Here is a 13,919-nt window from a genome sequence, read left to right on the forward strand (position 1 = left end):
GTTTTTGTCATGCGGTTGTCATCCTTGCTTGCACGGGACGTGCTAGCATTCACGGGCTCTATGAGATTTCCCTTCCCTGTCGGCTTTGCCGCCGCCTTGTTTTTCAGCGCCGTTGTCGCCCACGCTGAGGACATTCAAGCCGATGTCGTGATCTTTGGCGGTACTTCGGCCGGCGTCGCTGCCGCGGTGCAGGCGCATCGCATGGGCAAGACGGTGGTCATCGCCGAGTGGACGAAGCATCTCGGCGGACTCACCACCGGCGGACTCGGCGCCACGGAAATTAGCAACAAGGCCGCGATCGGCGGCATCGCCCGCGAATTCTACGAGCAGATCGCCACGCATTACGCCCGGGCCGACGCGTGGAAATGGCAGAAACCCGATTTGCAGGATCCGAAGAACGAAAAATCGAAGGATACCATCGCGGAGAAAAACGGACGCCCGACGAGGTGGACCTTCGAGCCGCATGTGGCCATGGACATCTACACGAAGTGGCTCGCCGATGCGAAGGTGAAGGTCAAGCTCGGCGAAAAGTTGAAGAGCGTGAAAAAGGAGGGCACACACATCGTCGAGTTCACCACCGAAAGCGGTAACACCTATCGCGGGAAGATGTTCATCGATGCCAGCTACGAGGGCGATCTCATGGCCAAGTCCGGCGTGAGCTACCATTTGGGTCGCGAGGCCAATTCCGATTTCGGCGAGACACTCAACGGCTTCCGCGAAAAGACGCCGACCCACCAATTCGAAGCCGACGTCGATCCCTACTACACGCCCGGCGACCCCAAGAGCGGCCTGCTGCCCTTCATCCAGAAAAGCGCCACGGAAAACCCCGGCGAGGGCGACAATCGCATCCAGGCCTACGGTCTGCGCCTTTGCATGACACAGGTGAAGGAAAACATGGTGCCGTGCAGCGAGCTCAAGCCGACGATCTACAACGAGCGGGAGTACGAGCTGCTCGCCCGTTATATCGAAGCGCTGGAAAAAGCCGGCAAGCCGCTGACTGGCATTTTCATGAGTCCGACGCCCATCCCGAACGGCAAGACCGACACGGACAGCAACGGGGCGATCAGCATCGATTTGGTCGGCGACAATTACGGCTACCCCCTGACCGACTACGCTACACGCGAGGGCATCATCCATACCCACCTCGCCTATACCAAAGGCCTGCTCTATTTCCTCGCGACCAGCCCGCACGTGCCGCAACACGTGCGCGATGAGGTCAACAAATGGGGTCTGGCCAAGGATGAATTCACCGACAACGGTCATTTGCCGACTCAGCTCTACGTCCGCGAATCGCGACGCATGATTTCCGATTACGTGATGACCGAGGCCGATTGCCGCTGGCAGCGCCAGGCCATGGACGCGGTGGCGCTCGCTGCTTCCGACATCGAATCGCACCACTGTCAACGCATTGTGCAGAACGGCTTCGTCCGCAACGAAGGCGACGTGAAGGTCCCCGCAGCCGCGCCTTTTCCGATTGCCTATCGCTCCATCGTCCCGAAATCCGGGCAGATAGATAATCTGTTCGTGCCGGTCTGCCTTTCCGCCAGCCACATAGCCTGCGGCAGCGTCCGTGCCGAGCCCGTCTTGATGGCCCTGGGTCAGAGCGCCGCCACGGCGGCCAGCATCGCCATCGATAAGAAAGTCACCGTGCAAAAGGTGCCCTACGGCGCCCTGCGCAGCCAGCTCGACAAGGATCAACAGATCGTCGTCTGGACCGGCGCGGTGCATCACGAGGCCGCGCCCGCGCCAGAGCAGCTCGATGGCATTGTCCTCGACGACACCGACGCGCACAAGACCGGCGAATGGGGCGCCGGGGGCCTGACCAACGTGCCGCATGTTGGCAAGGGTTACATCCACGATGGAAACGGCGCCAAGGGCAAGCTCAGTGTGGAATGGACGCCGGAGATTCCGATCGCCGGCTATTACGAAATCATCTTCCACTTCATTCCCAATGATGGCCGCGCGCACAACGTCCCCGTCACCGTCACGATCAAGGGCGGCGAATCGCGAACCTTGAAAGTCAACGAGCGGGACCAGACCGGGCACCAGTCGCTCGGGCTGTTCGACCTTCCGACCGGGCGAAACACCTCGATCATCGTGTCGAACGCCGGCACGGACGGCCACGTCACCGTCGACGGCTTGCAGATTTTGCGGGTGCGCAACTAAGCCCCGGCACCAACGATATTCTAACGCAGCGTCCCGTCGTAACCCGTCATCTACGCCTTCGTCACCTACACCTTCTCCGCTTCTTTCCCCACCCGCTTGAAATGCACCTGTCCCACGCGCCGGCCATCGGTCTGCGTGATGGTCACGTCGTAGTCTTCGATCTTCACCTGCTCGCCCTGTTTCGGCAGATGCCCGAGCAAATGCGTCACGTAACCGCCGATCGTGCTCACGTCCGGACTGTCCAATTCCAGCCCGGCGAGATCTTGCAATTCGTAGAGCCCCAATGAGCCCTCGACGGTAAATTCATCCGCATTGAGCCGGCGAAACTCCGGCTTCTCCGCGTCGAATTCATCCTGAATCTCACCGACCAATTCCTCGAGCACGTTGTCCAACGTGACGATGCCTGTAGTGCCGCCAAATTCATCGACGACCAGCGCGAGGTGCGCGTGCTTGCCGAGAAAGAAGGTGAGCAGCTTTTCCAGCGACATCATCTCCGGCACCGGCAAAAGGTCGCGCTTGATGGTGTGCAGGTCGCGGTTCTGGGAATTCAGCAACTTGAGCACATCCTTGATGTGCACCAGGCCGATGGTGTGATCGAGATGCCCTTCGCACAGCGGAAACCGCGTGTGTCGCGACTCGAGCGCCCGCTGGATATTCTCCTCAAATGTGTCCTCGGTATTCAGAAACACCACCTTGCCGCGCGGCGTGGTGATGTCGCGCACCACGCGGTCGCGCATGTCGAGGGCATTGATGAGGATCTCCTTGCCCAGCGGCGTCACTTCCTCCTGCTCGGCGCTCTGCGAGAGAATGACGCGCAATTCCTCCTCGCTGTGCGCGAGTTCATGTTCGCTGGCCGGGGTGATGTGCAGCCAGCGGCGCAGGATGATGCTCGAACCCTGGTTGAGCAGCCAGATCGCTGGGCGGAACAGCGTGGAAAAGAAATCCAGCGGCCCGGACCAGCTTCAGCGCCATGCCCAGCGGATCGCGGATGGCGATGTACTTCGGCGCGAGTTCACCGAAGAGAATGTGGAAAAAGGTGATGATGAAAAAGCCGATGCCCACGGCCCAGGCCATCGATGACCCGATGCGACTCGATGCCGAGGCGAAAGAACAGCGGCTGCAGGAGGCGGGTAAAATAATCCTCACCCAGCCAGCCGAGCGCCAGAGCTGGCCAGCGTCACGCCAAATTGCGTGGCCGAAAGATACGCATCGAGGTGCGCGAAGCACGTACTTGGCCCGCACGGCTTTTGCATTCCCCTCCTCCACCAGCGGGTCGAGCTGGCTGCTCCCGCACCTTGACCAGCGCGAATTCCGTGGCCACGAAAAACCCGTTGAGCACGACGATCGAAAGAATGCCGAGCAGCTTGCCGGCGATAAGGTCCGGGCTGTCCCAATCGGTGGCAATGGCTCCGGCATCAGCGAAAAAGGCGGGAGTCATGGGGAAAAGAAACGAGCCGCCAGCGGTTGGCCGGCGGCTCGAAGCAAAGTCGTAAAGAGCAGCTTACCAGCTCGACTTCGTGACGCCGGGGATCAGGCCGTGCGAGGCGAGTTCACGGAAGGCGATACGCGAGAGCTTGAAGCGGCCGATGTAGCCACGCTTGCGGCCGCTCGCCTGGCAGCGGCGGCTCATCCGCACCGGGCTTGCATTGCGCGGAAGCTGCGAAAGGCCGACGTAGTCGCCCTTCGCCTTCAGTTCGGCGCGCAGGGCGGCATACTTCGCGACAGTCGCGGCTTTGCGTTTTTCACGTTCGATCCAGCAGGTTTTGGCCATAAAAAAGGTAAATTGGGAGCGCGGAAAATAACGGCCCTTTCGAGGATTGCAAATACTTTTTACTCTAACAACTCCTTCCCCCATCGGGCTCTACTGGAGAGTAACCCCTCCCCGGAATGCCCGCAATCCCCATTGAACAGGCTTTTCAGGTCGCTGCTGTCCTGCAGCAGGCCGGCCGTCTCACAGAGGCGGAGACCACTTATCGGCAGATTCTGACCGCCGCCCCCCATTTCCTGCGGGCCTGGGTTGCCTTGGGGAGCACCCTTTCGGCCATGGGGCGCTGGCCCGAAGCGATCAAGGTGCTGGAACGGACGCTGACGCTCGATCCCAACCGGCCCGAAATCCACTTCAACCTGGGGAACAACCATGCCAAAAGCGGCCAGTGGGAACCGGCCATCGCCAGTTTTCGGAAGGCCCTGGTCCTGCGACCCAATTGCGCGCAGACCTGCACGAATCTCGCGGGGGTTCTCCTGGAGCAGGATCGACTGGACGAGGCCATCGCCCACTTTCAGCGCGCCCTCACGCTCCATCCCGCCGCCGAGATGCACTACAATCTGGGCGTGGCCTATACGCGGGCGGCCCGCGGGGAGGAGGCCATCGCCTGCTTTCGACGCGCCCTCGCTCTCCGGCCGGATTATGCCAATGCCCATTGGGCCCTGGCGCCGGAACTGATGCGGCGCGGTCACTACGAGGAAGGCTGGCGGGTCTACGCCCGCTATGGACATTGTCCGGACCCGGTCAGACCGCTGCGGAAATTTCCCGTGCCGCCATGGGATGGCTCCCGCATGGAGGGCGAAACGCTCCTGGTCCACGAAGAACAGGGATTCGGCGATGCCATCCAGTTTCTACGCTACCTGCCGCTCCTCCGCGAACGCTCCGGCGCAGCCAGGGTCCTCATCGAATGCCCGGCACCGTTGAGCCGGCTGATCCAATCAAGTGCCCTCTGCCACGGGATGGTGATCGAACCGCGCGACGAACCGGACACCGCCCCGCCGGCCTGCGACCGGCACATCGCCTTTCTCGATCTCCCCTTTACGCTTGAGAAATGGGCACCACTTTCGACGTCTCAACCCTATCTGCAGGCCCCGGCCGCATCACGCGAGGCATGGGGCGAACGTCTCGGCGTCCGTGCTGCAGCCGGGTTCAGTGAACCCAGCCCCACCCGCCGCTGGCGCGTGGGTCTGGCGTGGGCGGGCAACCCGCGGCAACTCAACAATTCCCGCCGCTCGCTGCCACCGGAAAAGCTGCTCCCGCTCTTTCAAACGCCGAATGTGGACTTCTATTCCCTGCAAGTCCGGCCCGCAGCCGGAACACCGCTGCAGTTGCGTCAGGCCGGCCTCATCGACCTGACGGAATCGATCGGCGACTTCGCCGATACCGCCGGCTTGATGGAACAGCTCGATCTCGTCATCACGGTCGATACTTCCGTCGCCCATCTCGCCGGTGCGCTGGGTCGCCCCGTGTGGACGCTGCTGTCGTTCGTCCCGGACTGGCGCTGGGGTCTCGAAGGCGAGGACAGCCCGTGGTACTCGAATATGCGGCTCTTCCGGCAACCGGCTCTCGGCGATTGGGATGCGGTGATCCGTCGGGTGAGCGAGGAACTATCGGCACTGGTCGCCGGAATAACGCAGTACACTTCTTAATCTTACTCTTAATCCTAATCTTAATCTTCAGCCCCCGCCCAAAGGAAAGAGATTAAGATTAAGATTAGGAGCAAGAATAAGATCAGGAATATCTACCGCTGCACCCGCCCACCCCCGGCCCCAGCCGCCAGCGCCTCGATCTCCGCGAGACTCACCAGATTGTAATCTCCCGGCACGGTGTGCTTCAGCGTGCTCGCCGCCACGGCGAAATCGATCGCTTTCTGCGCTCCATCTCCGCGCAGCAGGGCAAAGATCAGCGCCCCGGAAAAGCTATCCCCCGCCCCCACGCGATCGACGACCGAGATTTCATGACGCGGCGAGAAGTACGACTGCCCTTCGTGAAAGAACATCGCGCCCCAACTGGTCGCGTTGGCCGTGGCTCCCTGTCGCTGGGTCAGCGCCACGCTCTCAAACCCAAACTTCTCGCAAAGCTGCCGCGCCGTTTCAGTTCCGCGCGGCCCCTCGCCCGCCGCCACATCGATGCCGAAGACCGACTGCGCCTCTTCGATGCTCGTGACGCAAAGATGCACGCCTTTCATCAACGGCGAGAGCACTTCGCCGGCCTGCTCAGGATTCTCCCAGAGCTTGGCGCGGTAGTTGAGATCGAAGCTCACGGCCAGCCCCATGCGCCGGGCCGCGGCGATCGCTTCCCCTGTCACTTTCGCCGCGGAAACCGAGAGCGCCGGGGTAATGCCCGACCAATGAAACCACTTCGCTCCCGCGAAGATTTTGTCCCAAGGAAATTCCCCGGGCTGCGCTTCCGCGATGGCACTATGCGCGCGGTCGTAAATGACCTTCCCCGCCCGCTGGCTGGCGCCTTGTTCGAGAAAATAAATGCCGATCCGATTCCCCGCACGAACGATGAAATTCGTGTCCACGCCGTAGCCGCGCAGTTCGTTGATCGCCCGCTGCGCCACATCATTCGCCGGCAAGCGCGTGACGTAGCCCGCGCTGCCGCCGAGCTGCGCAATCATCACCGCCACATTGGCTTCGGCCCCACCGAGGGTGATCTCGAAATGAGGGGCCTGCACCAGGCGCAAGTGCCCGGGGGATGTGAGGCGAAGCATGATTTCGCCAAAGGTGACGACGTCTGGCATTGTGCCGCGAAGGATGCGCAAACGCCCGCCGCAAGAAAAGTGCGAAAAGGGCAGTCGTGATGGCCGCAAAAAGGCACAAAAGGGATGAGATCCGGGATAGTTGGCCCGCGAATCACGCGAATGGTGCGAATCAAGCAAATGAGAGATTTCCCATTCGAGTCATTCGCGTGATTCGCGGGCATTTTTCCCGAGACCTCTTCCCTTTTGTGCCTTTTGCGCCTTTTTGCGGCCATCTTCCGGCACCATCGAAAATACCAAGGGTGGCCATTGAGTTTATCGATTTAGAAAATCGGCCTCCCTGGGTTAGATTCGCGGCGCGTTATGAGTGCGCTCAAATAACTGCGGAATCTTCTTACTGTGACTGGACTGCTCTTCTTTGTCTTCATTGGCCTGCTCATTGCCCTCGCGCGGCTTTACTCGCGGGTGCACGAATCCGAAACGCGTATCGCCGATCTGCTGCAGCGGCTGCACAAGGTCGAAGGCCAGCTTCGCCCTCCTGCCACACCTCCATCGGAGGTGCCCAAGGCGGCAGCTCCGGCTCCAGTTTCCACACCCGTCCCCCAAACCCCGGCGCCTTCGCCCGCGGCGACACCACCGCCGTTGCCCTCAGTTCCGGTTGCGACTCACCAGCCTCAGCCCCTGCTGCCCAAGCCGATCATGGAGCCGTGGCCCACGCTGGCCTCCGTCAGTGCCATCAAGACGGATCATGAAAAGCCTCAGCCAAAGGAAGAGGCTCCGCTGCTCCCGGGCTTGACGCTCGAAGCCTTCATGGGGGTGAAGCTCTTTGCCTGGCTCGGCGGCCTGGCGCTGTTTCTCGGCATCGTCTTCTTCATCCGCTATTCCTTCGAACACAACCTCATCACGCCGCAGATGCGCATCGCCATCGGCGCGATCACCGGACTGGGCCTGATCGCCGGCGGCCTGCGCACACCGCGGCCGAAATATGCCGTGACCGCCCAGACCCTGTGCGCCACAGGCATCGTCACACTCTACAGCGTCACCTTCGGCTCGTATTCCTTCTACCACTTCATCGGCAACCTCCCGGCCTTCGCGATCATGGCCGCCATCACCACTGCGGCCTTCCTGCTCGCGGTACGAATGAATGCCCAGGTCGTCGCCGTGCTCGGACTGCTTGGCGGTTTTCTCACGCCCGTCGTACTCTCCACCGGGCAGGATAATCCCGTAGGTCTCTTCAGCTATCTCGCGGCCCTTGATCTCGGACTCGTGGCCGTGGCGCTGCGTCAGCGCTGGCATTACCTCGTGACGCTGGCCGCTGGGATGACTGGCCTCACGCAATTGGCCTGGCTGGGCGGCTTCTTCGCGGCCAGCAAAGTCGCCACCGGCACCACCATCTTCCTCGGTTTCGAAGCGCTGTTTCTCTTGCCCTTCTGGCTGTGCCATCGCCAGGAAACGAAGGAGGGCTGGACCGCTGCCGGCTCGGCCATCAGCGCGGTCGCTGCGCTCATTTTCGCCGGGCATCTGCTGACTTTCCCCACGCTCGGTGAAAGACCGTGGATCTGCCTTTCCATTCTTCTGGCCGCGGACGCCGGGCTCGCGGTGTGGCCGCTGCGCAATTCAACACGCATGGGCGGATCATTCCTCGGCGGCGCCGCCGCGTTTTTCATCATCAGCGCCTGGAACCTGCGTTACCTCAACGCCCCGCTGCTCAACTGGGGACTTGGTTACATCCTCGTCTTCGCCGCGTTCCATACGGTCCTGCCGCTGGTCGTGCGGAAGCTGCGGCCCACGAGCAGGACGCCGGGTTGGGTGCAGATCTTTCCGCTCCTCGCCCTCGCGCTCCTGCTTTGGCCGGCCTTCCACATCGGCGAATCATTCGCGCTGTGGTTTGTGGTGTTGCTCATCGACCTCGCGGTCATCGCACTCGCCCTGCTGACCGCTTCGCTGCTCGGACTCGTCGGTGCGCTCGTCTTCACGCTGATCGCCGCCGGCCTGTGGCTGTTGCAGACGCCGGTGGAGAATCCGCAACTGGGCGGCCTGCTGACCGTCATCGCCGGATTCGCCGCGCTCTTCTGCGGCGCGAGTGTCTTCCTGCAAGGACGTCTTCGCGCGCAAATGCAGGCCGAGTCCGCGGACTCGCTGGAGGCCGATGCGCTGAACCATCTACCCGCAATCTCCGCCGCCCTGCCGTTTGTCCTGCTCATCTCCACGATGCTGCGGCTCAATCCGTCAAACCCCTCGCCGATTTTCGCCGTAGGCCTGTTGCTCGTCGGTGTGATCCTCGGGCTCACGCGTTGGAGCCGGACGGTCGCGCTGCCACCCGTCGCGCTCGTCTGCGCGATCCTGCTGGAATATTCCTGGCACGCGCAGACAACACTGCGTTTGGGCTGGATGCCGCTCGGCTGGAGCCTCGGTTTCTCCGCCGTGATCTTCGGTTTTCCCTTTTTCTTCCAATCCCGGAAAGCCGCGCAAGCGACGCCGTGGGCGACCGCCGCGTTGGCGCCGGTGCTGAACTACCCACTCATCCACAGCGTCGTCCAGAATACGTGGCCGCATTTCTGGCACGCCGCCGGCGGTCTCGTCCCAGCCGCGCTGGCCATTCCGCCACTCGCGGCCTGCGATTACCTGCGCCGCCGAATCCCCGCGGAGAATCCCGCGCGCCTCGCGATCCTGGCGTGGTTTGGCGGCGTCGCACTGCTCTTCATCACGCTCATTTTCCCGGTCCAATTCGGCCAGGAAATGCTCACGCTCTCGTGGGCGCTGGAGGGCGCGGCGTTGCTCTGGCTGTTTCATCGGGTGCCGCATCCCGGCCTGCGCGTGGTCGGCTTTGGCTTGCTCTGCGTGGCCTTTGCGCGACTGGCGCTCAATCCCGCTGTCCTCGCCTATCACGAGCGGAGTGCCATCCCGGTTTGGAATTGGTATCTTTATACCTACGGCGTCGGTGCAGCCTGCTTCTTTGCCGCCGCGCGATTCACCGCAGCGCCGCGCGATCGCCTCTCCGCGATTTCCCTGCCGGCCGTTTTCTACACCTGCGGCACGATTCTCCTCTTTCTCCTGCTTAACATCGAGATCGCCGATTACTTTTCCAACGGTCCCACCATCACCTTCGATTTCGAGGGCAACCTGGCGCGCGACATGACCTACTCCATCGCCTGGTCGCTCTTCGGCCTCGCGCTGTTGCTCGTGGGAATGCACCGGCAGGTGGCCGGCGTGCGTTACGCGGGCATCGGCCTGCTGGCGGTGACGCTCGCCAAACTCTTCCTGCACGACCTCGCCAGCCTCGATCAACTCTACCGCATTGGCGCGCTCATCGCCGTGGCGATCGTGCTCATCGGCGCGTCGTATCTCTACCAGCGGTTCTTCGCCGCAGAGGAGAAAGCGCCGCCGAAGGCTTCGTAAACCCTACGCAAAACGCAACGGCGTCTGCGCGTCGGTGATGAACCCATGCTTCGCCAGCAACTCGCGGTATTTCGCGATGCCCGCTTTCTCCGGCTCGCCGAGTTTGAAGCGGATGTGCTCCGTGAGATAGCGTCGCGTGAAGGCCGGATCGCGCGGCTCGGCCTCGATGATTTCATCGAGATGCGCCACGCCGTAGTCCTTGAGCGCGCGCAGGTCATCGGCGACTTCGGCAGCGTGCGGCAGGTCGGGGCGCATGAGCCACGGCGCGAAGACGAAAGGCAATCCCGTGCAACGTTTCCACTCCTCGCCGAGGTCGAGAATCTGGTAACCGTCCTTGTCCTGCTGGCGGAATTCGATGGCCTGATTTCCGATGATCAACGCCGCATCCGCTTCCTTCGGAAAGGCGGACAACGGGAGCAACTCCGGCCGCACGCCGTGATATTCCCGCAGGAGCACCTGCAGCAAATGCACCGAGGTGAGCGACGCCGGATCGAGCGCCAGCCGACGCAATTCGGCGAGCGGCCCGCGATGCGCGAGAAAGACGCTGTAGACCGCCCCAGCGCACGCGATGCCCACATCATTCGCCAGTGTGTAATGCGGCGTACGCAACGCTTCGAAAGTGGGCACGAGGGCCACGTCGAGTTGCCCCGCGACGAGACCGCGCGCGAGACCTGATGGGTGATCGAAAATCACCGGTCCCTCGTAGCCATGAATGAGCGGCTTGGAATTGAGATACTGAACGCAGCCGATCCGCAGACCAGCCAGGGCGGGATAGGACCTCACGCGACGGCCAATTCGGAATCCGCGGCGGCGGCCGGCTTTTCCCAAGTGGAATCGATGCGGCGATACCACGTGTCGCGCTGCATTGGCTCGCGGCCTGCCTCGCGAATGACCTTGTCCAGTGCCGCACAGGTCTGCTGCTGCGGAGTCGTCGCGCCGGCCATGTGGAAAATCTTCTCCTCCATGATCGTGCCGTGCAAATCATCCACGCCGTAGTTCAGCGCCTGCTGGGCCAAGGGCAGTCCCATGCTCACCCAATAGCCGGTGATGTGGTCAAAATTGTCGAGGTAGATGCGCGAGATGGCGAGCGTCTTGAGCTGCTCGAAGGCCGTCGCATGGCGGATCTTCGTCAGCACGGAATCCTTCCGCGCGCCCGACGCCTCGAAGGCAAACGGCACAAACCCGGTGAAACCGCCCGTTTCATCCTGCCAGGTGCGCAGGCGCCGCAAGTGATCCACCCGCTGCGCCGCCGTCTCGATATGCCCGTAGAGCATGGTGGACGTGCTGCGCATGCCCATCTGGTGCCACGTGCGATGCACCTCCCACCATTCCTCGGCGTTTTCCTTGCCGCGGCAGACCTGGTCGCGCACCGATTGCTCGAAAATCTCCGCTCCGCCGCCAGTGATCGCACACAATCCCGCCTCGCGGAGCAGTTCCAGCGTCTCGCGGATGGGCTTCTTGAAGATGCGCGTGGCCAGATGCCGCACCTCCACCGCGGTGAAAGCCTTCACGAAGAACTTCGGGTCCAGCGCCCGCAGGCTGCGGACGAGCTCCAGATACCATTCCGGCGGCAGGGTCGGATGGAGCCCACCCACCATGTGAATCTCGGTAATGCCATTTTTCAGCCCCTCGCGCGCCTTTTCCACGATCTGCTCGATGCTCATCTCGAAGGCATGCGGCTCGCGCTTCTTCGCCCCGAAAGCACAAAACTGGCAGGAGAGGATGCAGACGTTCGCGTAGTTGATGTACTGGTTATGGATGTAGGTGGCGATGTTGCCGTTCTTTCGCTCCCGGACGATGCTGGGCGATGACGCCCAGACCGTTAAGATCATGCGTGGCGTAAAGCTGGAGCGCCTCGTCATCTGTGACCCGCTGGCCGGCGAGCACTTTGTCGTAAACAGGACGGAGTTCAGGCGAAATGAGTTTGGCGGACATGAAAGTGGTTCCCAAGTAGTTACGTGTGCCGGGCAGGGAGCGCAAGCGGAAGGGGAAACAGCTAAAGTGCAGAACACCCAACACCCAACACCCAACACCCAACATCCAACATCCAACGTTCAATGACCTGCCCGCAGACCCACCGGTTCCCGCCACACGCTTGCGCCATTGGACGTTGGGTGTTGGACGTTGGATGTTGGGTGTTCTGCCTTTAGCCTTTCCCTTCCCGTTACTTGGCTCTTGGCACTGCCTTTTCCTTCCGGCATGTTCCCGCGCCGTGGCTCTTTCCACCACGCCCCGCCGCTTCCCCATTCCATGAGTCAAGATCCGAGTCCTCAGGCCGATTCGTCGCCCGACGCCGCGGCTCAGGACCTCGCCTGGATGGCGCGCATCAAACAGGGCGACACTGAAGCCTTGAGGGAGCTTATCGAGGCGCACCAGCACCGGGTCGTCGGCACCGTGGCGAAGATGCTGGGCGACGATTGCGATGCGGAGGACATCGCCCAGCAGGTCTTCATCCGCGTGTGGCGGAGTGCCGCCCGCTACGAGCCCACGGCCAAGTTCACCACCTGGCTTTTCAAGATCACCCGCAACCTCGTCTTCAACGAACTCCGCCGCCGCAAGCGCCACCCCGCCCACTCGCTCGACGCCGCCGCCGAGGATGACCGCCCCATGCAGGCGCCCGATCCGAGCACCAAGGCCCCCGACGACTCCCTGCTCAACGAGGAAATGCAGGCTGCCATTCAGAAGGCGATCGAGGAGCTGCCTGAGATCCAGCGCATGGCCATCGTCCTGCGGCGTTACGACGACATTCCCTACGAAGACATCGGCGAAATCCTCGGCCTCAGCGTTCCCGCGGTGAAGAGCGTCCTCTTCCGCGCCCGGACGGAGCTGCGGGAGAAGCTGAAGCGGTATCTCGACACCTAGCCGCGCTCTTGCCGTTCGGCCCGCGTTACGCTAAGAAAGCGGCTAGCCTTTTCCCTCATTTATCCGGCCATGCGCATCGCCCACTGCCAATTTGAATCCTGGTGCGGAGACTTTGACCATAACCTCGCGCGTTTCGAGGAAGGCCTGAAGAAAGCCGAGGAAGAGCGGGTAGCGGTCGTCACGTTCCCGGAATGTTTCCTGACCGGATACCCGGACAATGAACCTGAAGCACGCCGGGGCGCCTTCGCTGCGGATTCGGAAAAGATGGCGAAGCTCCTCGACATCACCAGCCGCCACGAACCGCTGGCCATCGTGGGCTTCAACGAGATCCGCGGCGTGGATCTCTACAACTCCGCGGCCGTCGCGCATCGCGGGCATCTGCTTGGCACCTATAGCAAATGCTCCGCCTACATGGCGTTTTACAAGCAAGGCCGCGACTTCCCTGTCTTCGAGCATCAGGGAGTGAAATTCGGTGTCCTGATCTGCGCCGATGGCGGCTACATCGACCCCGCTCGCATCCTCGCCCTCAAAGGTGCGCGCATCATCTTCGCTCCCCACTTCAATGCCATAGCGCCCGGCGGTCTGCTCAGCCATTTCGAGAAAGTGCGCTCGGATCACATTGCGCGCGCCGTGGAAAACAGCATCTATTTCGTCCGCGCCAACAACGTCGTGCTCGATGCGGGCAAGAGTGGCCTGACGCGCCATCTCGAAAGCGTCGGCTACGGCGACAGCTATATCATCGACCCCGGCGGCGAAATGCTCGTCCGCAGCCGGCGGCACGTGGAGGATTTCATCTTCGCGGACATCGATCCCACAAAAGGTCCGGACAAAGCTTGGGGCCTGAGCAAGTCCGCGTGGAGCCACCGCGAGTTTCACGCTCTTGTTGCTGAGGCGGCGAACACGAATCCCGACGCCTCACGGTAAGCGAGACAAGAATGTGAATACGTGAGATGTGCGAAGGCGCCACACTGGGAGCGGCGACTTCCCAGTCGCCGACCGCCAATCACGCGAAGCGCCACTGTT

The 13,919-nt window shown here is 62.1% G+C and carries 12 protein-coding genes and 2 pseudogenes; 5 read left to right on the forward strand and 9 right to left on the reverse strand.

From position 1 onward, the window contains the following. Nucleotides 1-60 precede the first annotated feature (60 nt). Nucleotides 61-2,166, forward strand: coding sequence for an FAD-dependent oxidoreductase (locus CFE428DRAFT_RS05280; protein ID WP_006978422.1), 2,106 nt, complete (start codon nt 61-63; stop codon nt 2,164-2,166). 65 nt (nt 2,167-2,231) lie between these two features. Here CFE428DRAFT_RS05280 and CFE428DRAFT_RS35385 read toward each other — a convergent pair whose 3' ends face one another. The 5 genes and pseudogenes from CFE428DRAFT_RS35385 to rpsN all read right to left on the reverse strand — a co-directional run bounded on the left by CFE428DRAFT_RS35385 (nt 2,232) and on the right by rpsN (nt 3,937). Then, nucleotides 2,232-2,984, reverse strand: coding sequence for a hemolysin family protein (locus tag CFE428DRAFT_RS35385; protein WP_006978423.1), 753 nt, complete (start codon nt 2,982-2,984; stop codon nt 2,232-2,234). Nucleotides 2,985-3,002: 18 nt separating this feature from the next. Beyond that, nucleotides 3,003-3,113: pseudogene (locus CFE428DRAFT_RS40940) on the reverse strand (hypothetical protein); the annotation flags it as partial. Nucleotides 3,114-3,123: 10 nt separating this feature from the next. Continuing rightward, a pseudogene (locus CFE428DRAFT_RS40945) lies at nt 3,124-3,432 on the reverse strand (CNNM domain-containing protein); the annotation flags it as partial. Next, on the reverse strand, nt 3,344-3,604 hold the full coding sequence (locus CFE428DRAFT_RS36995) for a hypothetical protein (protein WP_006978425.1): 261 nt from the start codon (nt 3,602-3,604) through the stop codon (nt 3,344-3,346). The pseudogene CFE428DRAFT_RS40945 and the gene CFE428DRAFT_RS36995, both read right to left, overlap by 89 nt. Nucleotides 3,605-3,667: 63 nt before the next feature. Then, nucleotides 3,668-3,937 carry a 30S ribosomal protein S14 gene (gene rpsN, locus CFE428DRAFT_RS05290; RefSeq protein WP_006978426.1) on the reverse strand — a complete coding sequence of 90 codons (270 nt, stop codon included), beginning with the start codon at nt 3,935-3,937 and terminating at the stop codon, nt 3,668-3,670. A 116-nt stretch (nt 3,938-4,053) separates the two neighbouring features. Here rpsN and CFE428DRAFT_RS05295 point away from each other — a divergent pair, with 116 nt between their 5' ends. Further along, the gene (locus CFE428DRAFT_RS05295; protein ID WP_006978427.1) at nt 4,054-5,580 is read left to right on the forward strand and encodes a tetratricopeptide repeat protein; all 1,527 of its coding nucleotides are present in this window, start codon (nt 4,054-4,056) and stop codon (nt 5,578-5,580) included. A gap of 92 nt (nt 5,581-5,672) precedes the next feature. Here CFE428DRAFT_RS05295 and CFE428DRAFT_RS05300 read toward each other — a convergent pair whose 3' ends face one another. Continuing rightward, nucleotides 5,673-6,677 carry a sugar kinase gene (locus CFE428DRAFT_RS05300; RefSeq protein ID WP_006978428.1) on the reverse strand — a complete coding sequence of 335 codons (1,005 nt, stop codon included), beginning with the start codon at nt 6,675-6,677 and terminating at the stop codon, nt 5,673-5,675. A 357-nt stretch (nt 6,678-7,034) separates the two neighbouring features. Between CFE428DRAFT_RS05300 and CFE428DRAFT_RS05305 the strand changes: the two genes are divergently transcribed. Further along, the gene (locus CFE428DRAFT_RS05305) at nt 7,035-10,034 is read left to right on the forward strand and encodes a DUF2339 domain-containing protein (protein WP_042724399.1); all 3,000 of its coding nucleotides are present in this window, start codon (nt 7,035-7,037) and stop codon (nt 10,032-10,034) included. A 3-nt stretch (nt 10,035-10,037) separates the two neighbouring features. On the opposite strand, the gene CFE428DRAFT_RS05310 is transcribed toward CFE428DRAFT_RS05305, so the two are convergent. Genes CFE428DRAFT_RS05310 through CFE428DRAFT_RS39535 form a run of 3 tightly spaced genes read right to left on the reverse strand, consistent with a single transcriptional unit; the run spans nt 10,038 to nt 11,969 of the window. Beyond that, a complete protein-coding gene (locus CFE428DRAFT_RS05310; protein ID WP_006978431.1) occupies nt 10,038-10,817 on the reverse strand; it encodes a menaquinone biosynthetic enzyme MqnA/MqnD family protein in 780 nt (259 codons plus the stop codon). Beyond that, nucleotides 10,814-11,866 carry a CofH family radical SAM protein gene (locus tag CFE428DRAFT_RS05315; protein WP_006978432.1) on the reverse strand — a complete coding sequence of 351 codons (1,053 nt, stop codon included), beginning with the start codon at nt 11,864-11,866 and terminating at the stop codon, nt 10,814-10,816. Before CFE428DRAFT_RS05315 ends, CFE428DRAFT_RS05310 begins: the two co-directional genes overlap by 4 nt. Next, nucleotides 11,787-11,969 (reverse strand): hypothetical protein, encoded by a 183-nt coding sequence (locus CFE428DRAFT_RS39535; protein ID WP_237705432.1) that lies wholly within the window; start codon nt 11,967-11,969, stop codon nt 11,787-11,789. The genes CFE428DRAFT_RS05315 and CFE428DRAFT_RS39535 overlap by 80 nt, the downstream gene beginning before the upstream one ends. A gap of 315 nt (nt 11,970-12,284) precedes the next feature. Between CFE428DRAFT_RS39535 and CFE428DRAFT_RS05320 the strand changes: the two genes are divergently transcribed. After that, the gene (locus tag CFE428DRAFT_RS05320; protein WP_006978433.1) at nt 12,285-12,896 is read left to right on the forward strand and encodes an RNA polymerase sigma factor; all 612 of its coding nucleotides are present in this window, start codon (nt 12,285-12,287) and stop codon (nt 12,894-12,896) included. A gap of 69 nt (nt 12,897-12,965) precedes the next feature. Next, the gene (locus tag CFE428DRAFT_RS05325; protein WP_006978434.1) at nt 12,966-13,820 is read left to right on the forward strand and encodes a carbon-nitrogen hydrolase family protein; all 855 of its coding nucleotides are present in this window, start codon (nt 12,966-12,968) and stop codon (nt 13,818-13,820) included. Nucleotides 13,821-13,919: the final 99 nt, after the last annotated feature.

The organism is Chthoniobacter flavus Ellin428 (genome assembly GCF_000173075.1).
In the GTDB taxonomy this organism is placed as follows: Bacteria; Verrucomicrobiota; Verrucomicrobiia; order Chthoniobacterales; family Chthoniobacteraceae; genus Chthoniobacter; species Chthoniobacter flavus.